Annotated in this window: 12 protein-coding genes and 1 pseudogene; 6 read left to right on the top strand and 7 right to left on the bottom strand. The window is 72.5% G+C overall.

The genetic code is table 11. From position 1 onward, the window contains the following. Positions 1 to 97 precede the first annotated feature (97 nt). Positions 98 to 964, top strand: coding sequence for a helix-turn-helix domain-containing protein (locus OEIGOIKO_RS24085; protein ID WP_125055764.1), 867 nt, complete (start codon positions 98 to 100; stop codon positions 962 to 964). A gap of 201 nt (positions 965 to 1165) precedes the next feature. Then, positions 1166 to 1375, top strand: coding sequence for a DUF397 domain-containing protein (locus OEIGOIKO_RS24080; RefSeq protein WP_031012371.1), 210 nt, complete (start codon positions 1166 to 1168; stop codon positions 1373 to 1375). 223 nt (positions 1376 to 1598) lie between these two features. Here the strand turns inward: OEIGOIKO_RS24080 and OEIGOIKO_RS24075 are convergent, their stop codons facing one another. Next, positions 1599 to 2474 (bottom strand): hypothetical protein, encoded by an 876-nt coding sequence (locus OEIGOIKO_RS24075; protein ID WP_125055763.1) that lies wholly within the window; start codon positions 2472 to 2474, stop codon positions 1599 to 1601. A gap of 262 nt (positions 2475 to 2736) precedes the next feature. On the opposite strand from OEIGOIKO_RS24075, the gene OEIGOIKO_RS24065 reads away from it, so the two are divergent. The 3 genes from OEIGOIKO_RS24065 to OEIGOIKO_RS24055 all read left to right on the top strand — a co-directional run bounded on the left by OEIGOIKO_RS24065 (position 2737) and on the right by OEIGOIKO_RS24055 (position 6599). Then, positions 2737 to 3939 carry an aminotransferase-like domain-containing protein gene (locus tag OEIGOIKO_RS24065; RefSeq protein ID WP_125055762.1) on the top strand — a complete coding sequence of 401 codons (1203 nt, stop codon included), beginning with the start codon at positions 2737 to 2739 and terminating at the stop codon, positions 3937 to 3939. Positions 3940 to 4001: 62 nt separating this feature from the next. Continuing rightward, a complete protein-coding gene (locus OEIGOIKO_RS24060) occupies positions 4002 to 4787 on the top strand; it encodes an SDR family oxidoreductase (protein ID WP_125055761.1) in 786 nt (261 codons plus the stop codon). 201 nt (positions 4788 to 4988) lie between these two features. Then, positions 4989 to 6599, top strand: a complete 1611-nt coding sequence (locus tag OEIGOIKO_RS24055; RefSeq protein ID WP_125055760.1) for a sodium:solute symporter family protein — start codon at positions 4989 to 4991, stop codon at positions 6597 to 6599. Positions 6600 to 6635: 36 nt separating this feature from the next. On the opposite strand, the gene OEIGOIKO_RS24050 is transcribed toward OEIGOIKO_RS24055, so the two are convergent. The 5 genes and pseudogenes from OEIGOIKO_RS24050 to OEIGOIKO_RS24025 all read right to left on the bottom strand — a co-directional run bounded on the left by OEIGOIKO_RS24050 (position 6636) and on the right by OEIGOIKO_RS24025 (position 14321). After that, positions 6636 to 8339, bottom strand: coding sequence for an ABC transporter family substrate-binding protein (locus tag OEIGOIKO_RS24050; protein ID WP_125055759.1), 1704 nt, complete (start codon positions 8337 to 8339; stop codon positions 6636 to 6638). Positions 8340 to 8408: 69 nt separating this feature from the next. Continuing rightward, a complete protein-coding gene (locus tag OEIGOIKO_RS24045) occupies positions 8409 to 10814 on the bottom strand; it encodes an ABC transporter ATP-binding protein (RefSeq protein WP_125055758.1) in 2406 nt (801 codons plus the stop codon). Further along, a pseudogene (locus tag OEIGOIKO_RS24040) lies at positions 10811 to 11716 on the bottom strand (ABC transporter permease); the annotation flags it as partial. The pseudogene OEIGOIKO_RS24040 and the gene OEIGOIKO_RS24045, both read right to left, overlap by 4 nt. Positions 11717 to 11847: 131 nt before the next feature. Continuing rightward, positions 11848 to 12828, bottom strand: coding sequence for an ABC transporter permease (locus OEIGOIKO_RS24035; RefSeq protein WP_125055756.1), 981 nt, complete (start codon positions 12826 to 12828; stop codon positions 11848 to 11850). Between the two features lie 371 nt (positions 12829 to 13199). Beyond that, on the bottom strand, positions 13200 to 14321 hold the full coding sequence (locus OEIGOIKO_RS24025; protein WP_125055754.1) for an ADP-ribosylglycohydrolase family protein: 1122 nt from the start codon (positions 14319 to 14321) through the stop codon (positions 13200 to 13202). Between the two features lie 229 nt (positions 14322 to 14550). Between OEIGOIKO_RS24025 and OEIGOIKO_RS24020 the strand changes: the two genes are divergently transcribed. Next, positions 14551 to 14811, top strand: coding sequence for a hypothetical protein (locus OEIGOIKO_RS24020; protein WP_125055753.1), 261 nt, complete (start codon positions 14551 to 14553; stop codon positions 14809 to 14811). 3 nt (positions 14812 to 14814) lie between these two features. On the opposite strand, the gene OEIGOIKO_RS24015 is transcribed toward OEIGOIKO_RS24020, so the two are convergent. Next, on the bottom strand, positions 14815 to 17637 hold the full coding sequence (locus OEIGOIKO_RS24015) for an ATP-binding protein (RefSeq protein ID WP_125055752.1): 2823 nt from the start codon (positions 17635 to 17637) through the stop codon (positions 14815 to 14817). Positions 17638 to 17643: the final 6 nt, after the last annotated feature.

Raw genomic sequence — 17643 nt, 5'->3', positions numbered from 1 at the left:
TCGCCTTGTGTGTCCATTCCACTGCGCCGCGCGGACCTGGGATGGCAATCTGCTGAGCAGGAGAAATCAGCAGTACGGAGCCGGAGGTGCACGTCCCGTGGCGTCCAACATCAATCCCACCGTCCGGCGGCGCCGGCTGGGCCAGGAGCTGCGCAGGCTCCGCGAGCTGAAGGGCATGACGGCCGAGGAGGTCGCCGAGCGCCTGCTCGTGTCCCAGTCGAAGATCAGCCGGCTGGAGAACGGCCGCCGCAGCATCAGCCAGCGGGACGTCCGGGACCTGTGCGGGGTGTACGAGGTCGACGACCACCGGGTCGTGGATTCGCTGATGCAGATGGCCAAGGACTCCCGCCAGCAGGGCTGGTGGCACGCGTTCGGCGACATCCCGTACAGCGTCTACATCGGGCTGGAGACCGAGGCGGCCTCGCTGCGGGTCTACGAGTCGCTGCTCGTGCCGGGCCTGCTGCAGACGTCCGGCTACGCCGAGGCCGTCATTCCCGGCACGGTTCCCGAGCTGACGCAGGAGCAGCTGGACAAACGCATTCAGGTGCGGATGCGCCGCCAGGACCGGGTCAATCACCCCGACAGCCCGCTGCGGTTGTGGGTCGTCCTGGACGAGAGCGCGCTGCGGCGGGTCGTGGGCAGTCACCTGATCATGCGCGAGCAGCTCGACCACCTCGTGGAGGTCAGCAACCTGCCGCATGTGACGGTGCAGGTGCTGCCGTACGACGCGGGCGCGCACGCCGGCATGTCGGGCACCTTCTCGATCCTGGAGTTCGACGACGCGGCCGATTCGAGCGTGGTCTACATCGAGGGCGTCACCAGCGACCTGTACCTGGAGAAGACCAACGATGTGCACAAGTACACGATCATGTACGAACATCTGCGGGCCCAGGCGCTGAGTGCGGACCAGAGCAGGGAGTTCATCGCCGCGGCGGCGAAGAAGCACGCGGACAGCATGGCCTGATCGCCCTGCCAGGATGGCCGAATCCAGGATTCCGGAAGGAAGTCCGGCACCGTACACCGAGACGCTGCCGCTTGAAAAGAGATCAAGGAATATGCCATACGGATGGGTGAACTACTCCTGCCGTCGGTGATGTTGGCGCGTAGCGTCGGGACTACCGAATCCGCGGCAACGCGGTGCAACGCAGATCGAGTCGGAGTGAACATGGCCATTCAGCCCAATTCCGCATTCTCCTGGACGAAGTCCTCGTACTCCGGTGGCAATGGCGCTTGCGTCGAGGTCGCCGTACCGGCGCCCGCCGCCATCGCGGTCCGTGACTCCAAGAACCCCGACGGCCCGCGCCTGACCTTCGACACCTCCGCGTGGAGCTCCTTCGTGGGGGACGTGAGCAAAGGCGCGTACGACCTGACCTGATCCGGCCGCTCCTGGTCTGATCCGGCCCCTCCCGGTCTGATCCGGCCGGTTCCGGCCTGATGCCGCACACCGCATATCGAGCACCACCCCAGAGCCCTCTCGACTGGATCGCCGTCCCGGCCGAGGGGGCTCGGCCCTGCCCGGCCCAGCCCCGCCTCCCGGCACTGCCCACCAGCGCGCGGGGCGGACTTCCCCGGCGCCTCCCCGCCCGGTGCCCCTCACCTCAGCGCAGCTCGTCCACGTACCGGTCGGTCCCGGGCACCGTGGGGACGAACGGCGCGACCAGCTCCACCCGCCCCAGCCCCGAGGCCGCGACCTCCCCGTCCAGCCCGGTGAACCACGGCTCCCAGCACGCCCGCGGGTCCTCCTGGAGGAACCACAGCAGCGTCAGCCGGATGTCCGCGCCCTCCACCTGCCGCACGTACGCCATCCGGTCCGCAGGCAGCGGCCTGGGCCGGAAGACCGTCACCATGGCCGCGGGCGAGCCCGCCAGCCGGCGCGGCAGCCGCTCCTCCGTCAGCCACCGCAGCAGCGCGGTACGGCCCGGAGCGTCCGCCGCGTCGATGACCTCCAAGACGAGTCCGGCGTACGGGTGGTCCAGGGCGTGGAAGTCGCGCGGGCCGCGGGTGCCGTCCCGGTAGACGGTGGTCCGGTGGTCGTGGAAGGCCGTGAAGACGTGCGTACGGTCGTGGTGGATCCGGCCGTCGGCGTTCAGCCGCCGGTTGATGGCGACGGTCCACCGCAGGTGGTCGTCGTAGCGGCCCTCGGTGATCCAGTACGTGGAGAGATAGCAGCCGGCGGTGACGGGCCGGGCGACGGCCGACCGCGCGGGGTAGCGCAGCAGCTGGAGGTCGCGGGTGGCGGCCCAGCGGCGGCCCGCGAAGATCCAGGGCATCGCCATCGCACCGGCCAGGTAGTGGTCGTCCTCGTACCAGCGGTTGTAGGTGTACTCGTGGCCGGGATGCGGCTCGACCATGGTGATCAGCGCGTGCCCGGGGCGCACGCCGTAGGGGCCGACGGCGGCCAGTTCGGCGTAGGTCCCGCTGCGGGTGTCCGCGGCCGTCGCCGCAGCCGTACCCGTCGCCGCGCCCGCGTCCATTGCCGCACCCGCGCCCGTCGCCGCACCCGCGTCCGTTGCCGTGTCCTCGTTCGTGCCGGGGTCCTGAGTCATGCCCAGATGTGTAGCTGACGCAGCGTCAGTTGGGGAGATGCCCGCCCCCTCCCGCCACCCCCGGCCCACCATGCGGGCACCCCTGCACATCCCTCACACCCCCGCCTAAACTCCCTGCATCCTGCACCTTTCGAGGGGCGGGCCGCCTCGCGCGCCCGCGGCGCAGGCCGTACGACGACGGGAGAACGCCATGCCGGAAGACGTCCGACCCACCCCGCAGCTCGCCGCCCGTGCGGCGCGGACGGGCGGGTCCCCGGTACGCGAGATCCTCGCCCTGACCGCCCGGCCCGAGGTCATATCCTTCGCCGGCGGGCTGCCCGCGGGCGAGCTGTTCGACACCGGGGGCATCTCCGCCGCCTTCCGGCACGTACTGGACGAGGCGCCGCGGCAGGCCCTGCAGTACTCCACGACCGAGGGCGACCCGGCCCTGCGCGCGGCCGTGGCGGCCCGGGTGAGTGCGCGCGGCCTCGCCACCGTGCCGGACGACCTGGTGATCACCACCGGTTCGCAGCAGGGACTGTCGCTGCTGGCCACGGCCCTGCTGGAGCCCGGTGACACGGTGCTGGTCGAGGACCCGTGCTACCTGGCGGCGCTCCAGGTCTTCTCGTTCGCGGGGGCAAGGGTGGTACCGGTGCCGACCGACGACGAGGGGCTGGACCCGCAGGCGCTGGACGAGATCGCGGCGCGCGAGCGGCCGAAGCTGCTCTACCTCGTGCCGACGTTCCAGAATCCGACGGGCCGGACGCTGCCGGCCGGGCGGCGGGCCGCGGTGGCCCGGGTGGCGGCCCGCCGCGGGCTGTGGATCGTGGAGGACGACCCGTACGGCGAGCTGCGGTTCGAGGGCGAGCCGGTGCCGTACCTCGGCTCGTTCCCCGGCGCCGAGGACCGTACGGCGTTGCTCGGCTCCTTCTCGAAGACCGTGGCGCCGGGGCTGCGGCTGGGCTGGCTGCGCGCACCGGACGTACTGCGCCGGGCCTGCGTCGTCGCGAAGCAGGCGGCCGACCTGCACACCTCGACGCTCGACCAGGCGGCCGCCGCCCGCTACCTGGCGGGGCCGGACCTGGACGCCCACCTGGAACGGGTGCGCGGCGCCTACCGCGCCCGGCGCGACGCGCTGGTGGACGGCCTGGGCGCGGCCCTGCCGGAGGGCTCGCGCTGGAACCGGCCGGACGGCGGGATGTTCGTCTGGGCGTCGATGCCCGCCGGGTACGACGCGACGGCGCTGCTGCCCGAGGTGGTCCGGTACGACGTGGCGTACGTGCCGGGCGCGCCCTTCTACGCCGGGCCGGCCGACGCGGGGACCATGCGACTGTCCTTCGTGACGCATCCGCCGGAGGAGATTCGGGAGGGGCTGCTGCGGCTGGCGAAGACGCTGCGGACGCCGCGACCGTAGTCATCGGGCACCCGCGCCCCTATCCTGACGGGCCGTCACATCCCTACGGGCTGGGAGCGCGCATGCTGCTGCGGGACAAGACCGTCGTCGTCTCGGGCGTCGGCGCCGGGCTCGGCCACCAGGTGGCGACGGCGTGCGTACGGGACGGCGCTTCGGTGGTGCTCGGCGCCCGTACGGAATCCCGCCTCGCCGAGACGGCGGCGCAGGCCGACCCGTCGGGCGGGCGCGTCGCCTGGCGGGTGACGGACATCGCGGACGAGGGCCAGTGCGCGGCGCTGGCCGCGCTCGCGGCCGAACGTTTCGGCGGCGTCGACGCGCTCGTTCAGGTGGCCGCGCTGGACTCGCACTTCGGCGGGCTGGCGGACGCCGACTTCGACGCCTGGCAGCGGGTCGTGGACATCAACCTCTTCGGCGCGCTGCGCATGGCGCGCGCCTGCCTGCCGTCCATGACGGAGCGCGGCGGCGGGTCGGTCGTGCTGATCGGCACGCAGTCGTCGGTCGCCGCGCCGTCCGAGGTGCGACAGGCGGCATACGCGGCGTCCAAGGGCGCGCTGGTCTCGGCGATGTACTCGCTCGCGCGTGAGCTGGGGCCGCGCCGGATACGCGTCAACACCGTACAGCCGGGTTGGATGTGGGGGCCGCAGGTCGAGGCGTACGTCCGGTACGCGGCGCACACCGAGGACGTACCGGAGCGCGAGGTGCTGGACCGGCTCACCGCGCGGATGGCACTGCCGGAGATGGCGACGGACGCCGATGTCGCGGAGACCGCGGTGTTCCTGGCGTCCGACCGGGCGCGGGCGATCACCGGGCAGTCGCTGCTGGTGAACGCCGGGGAGATCATGCGCTAGCAGCCGGTGCGGCTCTGCCGACGCGCTCCGGGTTTGTTCGTCGCGCTGACAGCAGTTCACATCCTTGACCGCCCGTACTCTTGACCGTCCCTCCTCACGAGCGGTTCAATCCCCGAAGTCCCCGCTCCGACAGGGGAACCCGCCTCGCCGCCCGTACGCCGACGTGTCTCCCCGTTCACAAGGCGGACCCCTGGAGGGGGCATGAACAGTCTCGACTGGGCCGTGCTCATCGGCTACTTCGGCGTGATGGTCGCGATCGGTGTCTGGTCCCACCGGCGCGTGGACGACGTGAGCGACTTCTTCACCGCGGGCGGCCGGATGCCCTGGTGGCTGTCCGGCATCTCGCACCACATGTCGGGCTACAGCGCCGTGATGTTCACCGGGTACGCGGGCATCGCCTACCAGTACGGCGTCACGTCCTACGTGACCTGGTCCTTCCCCATCGCGGTGGGGATCGCCGTCGGGGCGCGCCTGTTCGCCGGGCGGCTGAACCGGCTGCGGTCGCGGCTGCACGTCGCCTCGCCGCTGGAGTACCTCAAGAGCCGCTACAACCTGCCCACCCAGCAGGCGCTCGCCTGGTCCGGCGTGCTGCTGAAAATCGTGGACGTGGGGGCCAAATGGGCGGCGATAGCCACCCTGCTGTCCGTCTTCACCGGGCTCTCCCTCAACCAGGGCATCCTGATCACAGGTGTGGTCACCGGCGTGTACTGCACCGTCGGCGGCCTGTGGGCGGACGCGCTCACCGAGCTCGGCCAGTTCGTGATCCAGTTGCTGGCGGGTGTGGCGATGCTGTTGACCGTGCTGGCGGAGCTGGGCGGTGTCAGCGCGCTGTGGACGGTGTGGGGCCGGCTGCCCGACAGCCATGCCCGCCCGACGGTCGGCCCGTACACGCTGACGTTCCTGCTCGCGTACCTCTTCATCAAGACGTTCGAGTACAGCGGCGGCATGTGGAACCAGGCGCAGCGCTACATGGCCACCCGCAGCGCGCGCGAGGCGCGGCGTTCGGCGCGGCTGTCAGCCGTCCTGTGGTTCGTGTGGCCGGCGGTGCTCTTCTTCCCCATGTGGGTCGCGCCGCTGCTGGTGAAGGCGGAGAAACCGGACGCGTCCGACTCGTACGCGCTGCTCACCGAGCATCTGCTGCCGCACGGCCTGCTGGGCCTGGTCATCGTCGGCTTCTTCTCGCACACGATGGCCATGTGCTCGTCCGACGCCAACGCCATCTCCGCCGTCTTCACCCGGGACATCGCGCCCGCGCTGCCGAAGCTGGGCGCGCGGGCCCGCACCTGGTCGCACCGGGCGGGGCTGCTGGCCGCGCGGCTGTCCACCGTCGCCTTCCTGGCCCTGTCGATGGCCGTCGCCACCCAGGTGAACTCGCCGACGTTCAAGGACATCATCACCGTCGTGATCAAGTGGGTGGCCGGTCTGGTGGGGCCGATCTCCATTCCGTTCCTGCTCGGAATGGTGCCGCGGTTCCGCAGGTCCGGGCCGACCGCGGCGCTGGTCTCCTGGGCGGCGGGCCTGTTCGCGTTCTGGCTCACCAACTACGGGCTGACCGGCGTCCAGCTCCAGGTCCAGATCGTCGCGCCGGTGGCCACCTCACTGGTCCTGTACGTCGTGATCGGCTTCCTCAAACCGGAGGACACTCCGGAGCGCGACGCGGTGCTCGCCCGTATCAACTCCGGCGACGACGACGATGAAGGCGCCGGTGCAGGAAGCGGCGGGGACGGTTTCGGCACCGGTGGTGCGGGCGCCGCCGCCCGCACGGTGTCCGGACGGGGCGACGGGCCCGGACACCGTGCCGCACCGCGGTGAGGCGGCCGTACGGCCCGCCGCGGCGCACCGCACCGGCTACTGCTTCGTGTAGCCGATCCGCTCGTACGCGATGTCGGCCATGCCCTGGGCGCCCAGGTTGGCCAGATTCTTCTTGGCCGCGGTGATCTCGGGGAGCTGGTAGGTCGGCAGGACGCCGGCCACCTGCCACGCCTCCGCGTCGGCCGCGTTGACGGTCTCCAGCGCGGTGGCCTGGTCGGCACTGCGGCCCGCCTTGTCCAGCAGGTCGTCGAGCTCGGCGCTGCCGGTCTTGGAGTCGTTGCCGCCGCCGTCGCGGGCGTAGGTGCCGCTGGAGCCGGTCGCGGCGAACGGCGTACGGGAGAAGCTGTAGGGCGCCACGTCGTAGTCGCCCGGGGTCACGTACTTGTCGAAGAACTCGTTGACGGGCACCGTCCGGATGTCCAGCCGGACCCCGGCCTGGGCCCACATCTGGGTGAGGATGGTGGCCTCGTTCTTCGCGGCGGGCTGGCCGGTGGGGATCACGAAGCGCAGCTTCAGCTCCTCGCCGCCCTTCTTGCGCACCGTGCCGCCGTCCAGTTTCCACCCCGCCTCGTCCAGCAGCCGGGCGGCGGCCTTCGGGTCGTACGTGCCGAGGTCGCCGGCGTTGTTCCGGTAGCCCTTCTGGTTGGGCATGAGGAAGTGGTTGCCCAGCGGCTTGCCCTCCCAGTTGAGGCCCTTGAGGCCGGACTTCACGAGCGTCTCGCGGTCGGTGGCCTTGAACAGCGCCTTGCGCACCTTGGGGTCGCCGAGCTTCGGGCTCTTGCCGTTGAAGGTCAGGTGCCGGTAGTTGGGGCCGCCGGCCTCGCGGATCTCGCCCGACTTCACGCCCGAGACCTGCTTGAAGGCGGCCACGCTCGCGTTCAGGTCGAAGTAGTCGATCTCCCCGTTGGCGTAGGCGGCGGGCATCGACTCGGTCGTCATCGCATGGAAGACGATTCTGTCGAGCTTCGGCTTGTCACCCCACCACGCGGGGTCCGGCACCAGGGTGACGGTCTGCGCGGTCTTGTCGATACCACCGAGCTTGTACGCGTTGGCGGTGACCGGGATCTTGTTGAGGTAACCGGTGGTGAAGCTCTTCGCGTCGGCCATGTACTTCGCCGGGTAGAGCGGGGTGTTGTTGGGCGCCCCGAACAGGGCGCGCCAGTCCGCGTACGGCTTGTCGAAGGTCAGGACGGCCTCGTGGTCGTCCTTGCCCCTGCGTACGGACGACACGTCCTCGTACCCGGCCGGCGAACCGACCTTGTACGCCGGGTCCTTGCTGCTCAGCGCCCGGACGTTGGCCTCCAGGTCGCGGTAGGTGATCGGCGTGCCGTCGGACCACTTCGCCTTGGGGTTCAGGTGGTACGTGACGATCTGCTTGCCGCCCTCCGTACGGCTGGCGGCGTCCAGCAGGAACGCCTTGTCCGGCACCTGCTCGCCGTTGGGCCGCGAGTGCCACAGCGACGGCAGCAGGGCCTCGACGACGGCGTTGGTGGCGGCCTGGTTGCCGTCCGTCTCCATCTCGTTGAACTGGACGGGGAACTGGTCTATCGCCCAGTTCAGCGTGCCGCCCTGCTTCAGTTGCGCCGGGTCGGCCTGGTTGATGCCCAGTGCGGTGGTCTTCGGCGGCTGCTTCGCCGTGCCGCCACCGCCCTCGTCGTCCGACGTGCCACAGGCGGTCAACGCCAAGGACGACACCATGACGGTGGCGACGAGGGCGAGCGGAACTCTGGAGTGCTTCATTGCGGAGACGTTCCCTTTCTCGACTGCACTGACGGAAACACAGGGAGGGCGTGGTGCGGGAGGTGTTCTTCAGCCTCCTGTGGGCGGTGTGTCCGGCCCGTGCGCCGCGTTCCCGGACCCCGCGAAGTGGCAGGCCGACTCGTGACCGGGCCCGACGGGTTCCGGGGGCGGGTCCTGCCGCTCGCAGCGCCGCCGCTCCGGCGCGCCGAGCGTCGCGTACAGCGGGCAGCGGCCGCGGAACCGGCAGCCGGACGGCACGTCCGCCGGGCTCGGCGGGTCGCCGCGCAGCAGAATCCGGGTCCTGGCCCGCTCCTTGCGCGGATCGGGCAGCGGTACGGCGGACAGCAGAGCCCGGGTGTACGGATGCGCCGGCGCCGCGAACACGTCCGCGGTGGCCCCCGACTCCACGATGCGGCCCAGGTACATGACCGCGACCCGGTCGGCGCTGTGCCGGACGACGGACAGGTCGTGGGCGACGAGCAGGTAGCTCAGACCGAGCCGCGCCTTCAGCTCGTGCAGCAGGTTCAGCACACCGGCCTGCACGGACACGTCGAGCGCGGAGACCGGCTCGTCCAGCACCAGCAGCCGGGGTTCCAGCGCCAGGGCACGCGCGACCGCGATGCGCTGGCGCTGGCCCCCGCTGAACTCGCGCGGATAGCGGCCCGCGTCCTCGGCCGCCAGGCCGACCGTCTCCAGCAGCTCGGGGACCCGGGCGGCGATCCGGTCCTTGGGCCAGCGGTGCGTGCGCAGCGGCTCGGCGAGGATGTCGCCGGCGGGCATCCGGGGGTCCAGTGCGGCCGTCGGGTCCTGGAAGACGATCTGGAGGTCACGGCGCAGGGCGCGGCGCGCGGCGCGGTCCAGGTCACGTACGTCCCGTCCGAAGAGGCGGACGGTACCCGCCTGCCCGGCCGCCAGGTCCATGATCTCCATGAGGGTGGTGGTCTTGCCGCACCCGGACTCACCGACCAGGGCGAGCGTCTCGCCCTCCCGGACGACGAGACTGATGCCGTCCACGGCCCGCACGGCGCCGATCGTGCGCTTGACGAAGGTGCCCCGGGTGAGGGGGTAGTGCTTGACGAGGTCTTCGACTTCCAGGATGGCGGGATGGGGGGTGGGGGGTGAGGCGGCGGGTCGGGTCGGGGGCGAGGGGTCGGGTCGCGGGGCGGGTGGCGCGGTTCCGGGCCGTGGCCCCTGGGTAACCCCCTGCTGGGGGGTCCGGGCCGTTCGATTTGCCCTCGTAGGCGCGCGGTCCGCAGGGGCTGGGGGTGCGGGCGTGCCGCCCCCGCCCAACGGCGCGCCTCCGCCCGATGGCGTGCCCCCGCCCGATGGCGTACCTCCGCCCAACGGCGCGCCTCCGCCCAAGTGCGTGCCCCCGGCCCTCGTGAAGATCTCCGCCCGAGGCAGCGCCCCCGAGGCGATCTCCTCGCCGCGGTGGCAGGCGGCGACATGGCCGGGGCCCCGGGTGGCCGCGAGGGCCGGGGTGGCGGCGGCCGTGGCGGCCGTCGGTAGGGCCTCGGCCGGATCGGGCTCCGTCTCGTGGCAGTGCGGTACGGCGACGGGGCAGCGCGGGGCGAACGGGCAGCCGGGCGGCAGTGCCGTCAGGGACGGCGGGGTGCCGTGGACGGGGGTCAGCGGCACGCCCGTGGGTCCGTCCAGGCGGGGCGTGGCGCCCAACAGGCCGATGGTGTACGGCATCCGGGGCCGGTAGTAGATCTCGTCGACCGTACCGGCCTCCACGGGCCGGCCCGCGTACATGACCTGCACCCGGTCCGCGAACCCCGCGACCACCCCCAGGTCGTGGGTGATCAGGACGATCGCGGCGCCGGTCACCTCCCTGGCGGTCCGCAGGACGTCCAGGATCTGCGCCTGGACGGTGACGTCGAGCGCGGTGGTCGGCTCGTCCGCGACGATCACCCGCGGGTCGTTGGCGATGGCCATGGCGATCACCGCGCGCTGCCGCATCCCGCCGGAGAACTCGTGCGGAAAGGCGTCGGCGCGGCGTCGCGGGTCGGGGATGCCGACGAGGGCGAGGAGTTCGACGGCGCGGTCACGTGCGGCCTTGCGGCTCAGGTCCTGGTGGACGCGGAGCGCCTCGACGAGCTGGCTGCCGATGCTGTAGACGGGCGTGAGGGCGGACAGCGGGTCCTGGAAGACCATGCTGATGCCGTTGCCGCGGATCCTGGACAGCGCGGCGTCACCGAGACCGAGCAGTTCCCGGCCGTCCAGTTCGACGGAGCCGCGTACGGCGGTCCCGTCCGGCAGCAGCCCGAGGACGGCCTGGGCGGCGGCGGACTTCCCCGAGCCGGACTCCCCGACGATGCCGAGCACCTCGCCGGGCCGTACGGCGTAGCTCAGGCCGCGTACGGCGTGTACGGGGCCGTGTTCGCCGGGGAAGGTGACGTGCAGGTCCGTCACCTGGAGGGCGGCGGGGCGGGCGGCAGCCGGCTCCGGGCCGGTGGCGCGCTGTCCGGTCACCGGCGCCGGCCTTTCATGACGGCGCGCTTCCCGCGCCCCTTGGCGCGCGCCTGCGCCCCCACCGCGTCGGGGTCCAGCGCGTCCCGCAGCCCGTCGCCGATGAAGGCGAGGGAGACGCCGATGAGCACCAGACATCCGGCGGGGAAGAAGAAGAGCCACGGGTAGCTGGCGGCCATGTTGGTGTTGTCGGCGATGACCGTGCCGAGCGACACGTCCGGCGGCTGCACGCCGAACCCGAAGTACGACAGTCCGCTCTCCCCGATGACCGCGGCCCCGGCCTGGATGACCGCGTCGATGATCAGCAGGGAGGCCATGTTGGGCAGGATGTGCCGGAAGACGATCACCGGCCCCGGTACGCCCATGTAGCGGGCCGCCTTGACGTACTCGCGGTCCTTGAGCGTGAGCGTCACACTGCGGACCACCCGTCCGGTGATCATCCAGCTGAAGGCGGCCAGCAGGACGACGAAGACCGGCCAGCCGGAGCCGCGGACCAGCGGCGACAGGACGGCGACGACCAGGAACGCGGGCATCACCAGCAGCAGGTCGACGGCGCCCGTCAGGACGCGGTCGGTCCAGCCGCCGAAGTACCCGGCGAAGGCGCCCACCACGGCCGACAGGAAGGTCGAGACCACTCCCACGAGGATGCCGATGACCAGGGACTTCTGGAGTCCGCGCAGGGTGAGCGCGTACAGGTCCAGGCCGCTCTGGGTGGTGCCCCACCAGTGTTCGGCGGACGGCCCGGAGAGGAAGTTGAGGAAGTCGTGGGTGCGGTGGTCCCAGGGGGTCAGCAGCGGGCCTGCGTACGCGGCGAGGAAGAGCAGGACGAGCAGGGCCAGGCCGGCCACCGCGAGCCGGTTGCGCGCGAAGCGGCGCGCGGTGAGGCGGGCGCGGGACGGTCGGCGGTCACGGGGCGGGCGGCCTGGCCGTGGTGTGCGTGTACGGCCGGACCACGGTGTACGACCTGACCACGGTGTACGACCTGACCACGGCGCGCGGCGGGACGATGGCGTACGGCCGCCGGTCGCGGTACGCATCACCGCACCCTTACGCGGGGGTCCAGGGCCGCGTACAGGAGGTCCGAGAGCAGCCCCGCCGCCAGCACCAGTACGGCGGTGAACAGGCCGACCGCGGCGACTGCGTTGATGTCCTGTCCGGCGACCGAGTCGACGAGCAGTTCGCCCATGCCGTGCCAGCCGAAGGTCTTCTCGACGAAGGTGGCACCGGCGAAGAGCAGCACGATGTTGTAGACCAGCAGCGGGACCACCGGCAGGACGGCCGTGCGCAGCCCGTGCCGTAACAAGGCGGTGCGGCGCCGCAGTCCCTTGGCGCGCGCGGTACGCAGGTAGTCGGCGCCGAGCACGTCCAGCATGGTGTTGCGCTGGTAGCGGCTGTAGAGGGCGACCTGCACGATGATCAGGGTGAGGGCGGGCAGCAGCATGTGCTGGGCCCGGTTGAACAAGGCGGCAGGGTCCCACCGGCCGGCGTACTGCGCGTCGTACTCGCCGAGGACTTTGATCGTCTGCGTACCGTCGTTGACGGCGGTGGCGCCGATCTTCAGCGCGACACCGACCACGAACACCGGCATGGCCAGCACGAAGAACGAGGCGAGGGTGGAGAACCGGTCGAAGAACCGGTACTGGCGGATCGCGCCGTACGCGCCGACGGCGACGCCGAGCGCCGAGCCGGCGAAGGTGGCCAGGAACAGTAGCCGGGTGCTGACACCGACCCGGCGGCCGAAGTCGTCGTTGAGCGAGTCGCCGGAGAGGGTCCGGCCGAGGTCACCGTGGACGACGTCCCCGGCCCAGCGCGCGAAGCGGGCCGCCACCGGGGTGTCCGGGTTCATGTTGACGTCGTCGAGGGTGCGGGTGACGGCGGCCTCGGGCAGCGGCGGGTTGCGGTTCTCGAACCGGGCCCGCGGGTTCAGGCTCAGCCCGGCGAGGAAGTACGTCAGGGACGCCGCCACGGCCACCAGGACGAGGTAACCGGCCAGCCTGCGCAGCAGGTAGCGGCCCATGATCTCTCTCCCCCTCGTACGGCTGCGGCGCGGACCGCCTGCGGCCCCCTGGGCTGTTCTCGCATGACCGGGGCGGGTTTGTCGACCAAGGCTGCCCCAAAGCGGGACATTGCGAACGGGGGTGATGGGGGCGTGAGTTCGTGGCGGTACGGGCCCGGTGGGGCGGGCGGGGCTGCGTGGGGCGAGTGGGGCCGGGTGGGGCCGGGTGGGGCGGGTGGGGCCGGGTGGGGCGGGCGGGGCCCGGTGGGGCGGGCGGCACGGTTCCGGCGCGCCGCCCCTGGGTAACCCCCTGCTGGGGGGATGTGGGCGTTCGATTCGCCCCGGTAGAGGCCCGGTTCGCGCCCGCGAAGCTGTCCCACCCCCTTCCCCCCTCAAGCCCGCGGATACCGCTCCAGCCATCCCGGCGCGGAGTTGCCCGGTCCGTGCAGGGCCGGGCCCTGGGTCATCTCCATGGCGAAGTCGTCGGCGAGTTGCAGGATCGTCGCGCGGCCCTCCACCTCGGCCAGCCACACGGGCGGCAGTGCCGTCTCGCCGTGCAGGGTGCCCAGGAGATTGCCGCAGATGGCGCCGGTGGAGTCGCTGTCGCCGCCGTGGTTGACCGCCAGCAGCAGCCCGTGCCGGACGTCCTCGGCGACCAGCGCGCAGTACACGCCGATCGCCAGGGCCTCCTCGGCCGTCCAGCCCGCGCCGAGCGACTCCACACGGGCGGCCGTGGGCATCCCCTGCCGTACGGCGCCCAGCGCCTGCTTGAGCGCCTCGGCGGTCTCCTCGTGGTCCGGCCGGGTGGCCAGGTGGGCCAGGGACTTCTGCACGGCGCTGTCCAGGTCCTCACCCCGGGCCAGCGAGTGGTTGATCACCGCCATGGCGCCGGCCGCGAGGTAGCCGGTCGGGTGGCCGTGCGTCTGGGCGGCGCATTCGACGGCGAGCTGGAAGACCAGCTGCGGTTCCCAGCCGACCAGCAGCCCGAAGGGCGCCGACCGCATCACCGCGCCGCAGCCCTTGGATTCCGGGTTCTTGGGCTGTTCCAGCGTTCCCATCACGTCGTCGCCGAGCCCGGACAGGCAGGCCCGTCCCGGCGCCCGCTGCGCGTACAGCCACTCCTCGCGCGCCAGCCAGCCGTCGTCCTTCTTGCGTTCGTCGGGGCCCCAGTCGCGCTGGGTGGCGGCCCAGCGCAGGTACGCGCGGTGCACGTCGGTGGGCGGGTGCCAGGCGCCGGTGTCGCGGCGTACCTGGGCGCGGATCAGTCCGTCGACGGTGAACAGCGTCATCTGGGTGTCGTCGGTGACCGTGCCGCGCCGCCCGAAGGCCGGTACGTAGTCCGTCACCCCGTCCTGGCCGTGGGCCGCGCGGATCGCGTCCAGCGAGCTGAACTCGATGCCGGCGCCGAGTGCGTCACCGATCGCCCCGCCCAGCAGGCAGCCGCGCACCCGGCTGCGGAAGTCCTGCTGTTCGGCGCGGCCCCAGATGGCCGTACCGCCTGCCGCTGTGCTCACGCTCGTCCCTCCCCGTGGCCCACCACTTCCCTTACGGGGTCCTTACGCCCCCCTGTCGCAGCACTGTAATCGACCAAGAACGGCCAACTCCGGGCAAGGAACGCTATGCGAACAGTCACCCCGGAGGCGGCTTTTGATCACTACGGTCCCGATCGGCGTCCCGATCGGCACAGTCGTACCCCTGCGTACCGAGGTCATACGACCGGCGTGCCGTGGGAAGGCTTCCTGCATGCCCGACTTCGAGTGGGACCGCACCGCGATGGCCGCCGTGGCCTGCGCCCTGGCCGGTGACAGCGACGGCGCAGTGGAACTCCTCCGGCCGCTCTCCCAGCGCGACGTGTGCCAGATCACCGTCCGGCTGGCCGCGATGGCCGCCGACGCCCTCATCTCCGCCGCCGAGGACACCGGCGGCGACCGCGCGGAGGCACTGGCGCAGTGGCAGCAGTGCATCTTGCAGCATGAGGCGGAGGCGGAGACGGGGGAGGGGTGAGGGTCAGCGGCCGGCGGCGGCCGCCGCGTCCATGCGGTCCAGGAGCAGTTGCCGGACCGCCTCCAGCTCGCCGCTGGTCGTCGCGTCCCGTTCCGGCCAGGCCGCCGTCAGGTCACGTATCCCGAACTCCACATCGGCCACGTGCTCCCACGCCGTCCCGTCACCCAGCAGCCCGGCGGCCGACGCCCGCGCTCCGTCCCAGTCACCGAGCGCGCACCTGCTGACGACGGCTGCCCTGGCCCCGCCGGCGGGGTCGCTGCTCCCCGGCGGCCGGCTCTCCTCGGTCGCGGTCCGCAGCGTCTCCCAGGCGGACGCCGCGCCCTGCACGCCCGCATCGGCGCTCGCGAGCATCGCGGTCTCGTACCGGACCACCGGCCGGTCCGGCGCCAGGCCCGCGGCCGCCTCGACGGCCTCCCGCGCCGCGTCCGGCCGGTGGGCGCGGCGCAGGCAGCCGGCCTTCATGGCCAGGAGGAAGGCCGGCGGCCCGTCCCTGTCGGCGGCGAGGGCCCGGTCGCAGTCGGCGAGTGCCGCGGCTTCCGCTCCCCGCAGGAGGTGGGCCGCGGCGCGACGGGCGAAAGTCCATTCGGTCGCCGCCCCGTGGCCGACGGCGGTGTCGAGGTCCGCCAGGGCGGCGTCCAGCCGGCCCGTCACGAGGTGGAGGCTGCCTCTGGCCCCGTACGCCCACCCGTACTCCGGGTTGCGGGCCAGCGCCCGGTCGAACTCCGCGAACGCCTCGGCGTACCGGCCCATCGCCCAGTAGGCCATGCCCCGCTCGGCCATCGCCCAGGCATATCCGGGCCGCAGCTCGATGGCGCGTGCCAGACCGGCCAGGGCTTCCTCGCACCGTCCCAGGCGGCGCAGACAGACGGCACGGCTGCCGTGCGCCGGCGCGTGCCGCGGGTCCAGTTCCAGCGTGCGGTCAAAGGCGGCCAGCGCGCCCCCGTGCCACCCCATCAGGCGCATGACCTCGGCGAACTGGAAGGCGGCGGACACCGAGCCGGGTTCGCGGGTGCGGGCGCGGAGGAAGTCCATGGCCGCGCTCAGGAAGTCGCGCTGGTAGCGGTACGTCAGCCCCCGCCCCACGAGCCCCCGCACATCGTCCGGCGCCAGCTCCAGGCACCGGTCGAAGTCCGCGAGGGCCTGTTGCCAGGCTTCGGCCTTACGGTGTTCGCGGCCGCGCAGGCGGTGGATGCGTACCTGTTCCGGCAGGTCGAGGCCGGGCCGGGCCAGCAGGGCCGTCAGCACCGCGACCAGCCCGTCCGCGCCGTCGAGCGCCGCCGTAAGCCGCGTACCCCAGTCGCGTACCTCCGGCGCGTCCGCGTCCTCCCCCGCCTTCCGTACGGTCTCCGCGACCAGGCGTACGGCGGACGGCTCGTGCTCGGCGGTGGCCGTCACCTCGGACAGCGCCTCGGGCAGGAACCCCCGCGGATCGGCGCACAGCCCGTGGTAGATCTCCCCCAGCCGCAGTTCCCGCCACCGCTCGTCCCTGCGGCACCCGCCCGCGCCCCTGTCCCCCGCGCATTCCTGCCCCCACCGCCGCGCCGCCTCCGCCAGCCGCCCGTGCCGCTCGGCCCACGCGCGCGGCGAGCGGCGGCGCTGAAGACGGAGCATCGCCGTACGGACCACTTCGTGGTACTGCCACCGGCCGCTGCGCCCGGTCACGAACGGCAGCCCGCACAGCCACCCGAACTGGTCGGCGGCCTGCGCGTCGACCGCCTCCCGGTACACGTCCTCGTCCAGGTGGCACGGCAGGGCGGCGGCCAGCGCGGCCTCCCGCCGTACCGGGTCGGTCTCCCACTTCAAGAAGCGTTCGACGGCCGTGTCACTGGGATCGTCCACGGCGTCCGCCGCTCCGGGCCGGCTTCCGGCGAGGGTGGAGACGAGTACGGGCAGGCCGCCGGAGAGCCGCAGGATCGCGTCGACGGTTCCGGGGTCGGTGATGTCCTTGGCCGACAGGAACTGCCGCGCCTCCGCCTCCGTGAAGGCGTCCAGCGGTACGTCCGTGACGTGTTCGAGGTGGTCGGCCCAGCAGGTACGGTCCAGCGCGTCGCGCCCGGCCAGGACGACCACGACGTTCTGCGCCAGTAGCCCGTAGCGGTCGCTGAAGAGGACATCGCGCAGCCAGGTGTCCAGGAGCGGCCCGGTCGCCTCGTACGTGTCGAAGAAGAGCACCAGCAGGGGTACGGCGTCGGCGGCGTCGCCCAGTTCCCGTACGAAGGCCGGGGTCAGCACCTCGACCGGGGACAGGACCAGTTGTACGTCGTCGTGGCTGCGCAGCCGGGCGCCGAGCCGGCCGCGCAGCCGTTCGGCGCCGCGGGCCACGTAAGTGGTGTCCAGCGCGCCGGCGAAGGGCCCGACTCCCGGGATGAGGCCCAGGCCCGCCACGCCCGCCCTGGCGACGATCATGCTGCCGGGTGAGGGCGGCGGCTCGCCGCCCGGCTCGTCCGGGCCCGCGAGCGCCGCCTCCGCCTCGTGCCGCCGCTCCCGGTAGGTGGCCAGCAGCTTGTCGAAGGCCTTGAGCGGGCTGCCCTGGCGGCCCAGCCGGGCGCTGATCGCGGCCATCGCGTCCGGGACGCTGTGCGCCGACTCGTCGACGTACACGGTCAGCGCGCCCCGTTCGTGTGCCAACTGCTCGAACCGCTGCACCAAGGAGGTCTTTCCGACGCCGCCCTGGCCGTGCAGGTGATGCAGGAAGCGGAAGTCCGGGTCGGCCGGATCGCGAGCGAGGTTCGCCCGGAACGCGGCCAGTTCGCCCTCCCGGCCGACGAACCCGTCCCCGCTCCGGGCCCGGATCAGTTCCTGGCGCGAGAGCCGCCTGCGGTCCACCGCTCA

The sequence above is a fragment of the Streptomyces paromomycinus genome (assembly GCF_003865155.1).
Lineage (GTDB): Bacteria > Actinomycetota > Actinomycetes > Streptomycetales > Streptomycetaceae > Streptomyces > Streptomyces chrestomyceticus.
The sequence above is the reverse complement of the archived record's forward strand: the minus strand, read 5'-3'. Positions and strand labels throughout refer to the sequence as shown.

Excerpts from the sequence above, each read along its gene's own strand:
- OEIGOIKO_RS24080 (WP_031012371.1), top strand. The coding sequence starts at position 1,166 with ATGGCCATTCAGCCCAATTCCGCATTCTCCTGGACGAAGTCCTCGTAC.
- OEIGOIKO_RS24060 (WP_125055761.1), top strand. The coding sequence starts at position 4,002 with ATGCTGCTGCGGGACAAGACCGTCGTCGTCTCGGGCGTCGGCGCCGGG.
- OEIGOIKO_RS24055 (WP_125055760.1), top strand. The coding sequence starts at position 4,989 with ATGAACAGTCTCGACTGGGCCGTGCTCATCGGCTACTTCGGCGTGATG.
- OEIGOIKO_RS24075 (WP_125055763.1), bottom strand. The coding sequence starts at position 2,474 with ATGGACGCGGGCGCGGCGACGGGTACGGCTGCGGCGACGGCCGCGGAC.
- OEIGOIKO_RS24065 (WP_125055762.1), top strand. The coding sequence starts at position 2,737 with ATGCCGGAAGACGTCCGACCCACCCCGCAGCTCGCCGCCCGTGCGGCG.
- OEIGOIKO_RS24020 (WP_125055753.1), top strand. The coding sequence starts at position 14,551 with ATGCCCGACTTCGAGTGGGACCGCACCGCGATGGCCGCCGTGGCCTGC.
- OEIGOIKO_RS24035 (WP_125055756.1), bottom strand. The coding sequence starts at position 12,828 with ATGGGCCGCTACCTGCTGCGCAGGCTGGCCGGTTACCTCGTCCTGGTG.
- OEIGOIKO_RS24050 (WP_125055759.1), bottom strand. The coding sequence starts at position 8,339 with ATGAAGCACTCCAGAGTTCCGCTCGCCCTCGTCGCCACCGTCATGGTG.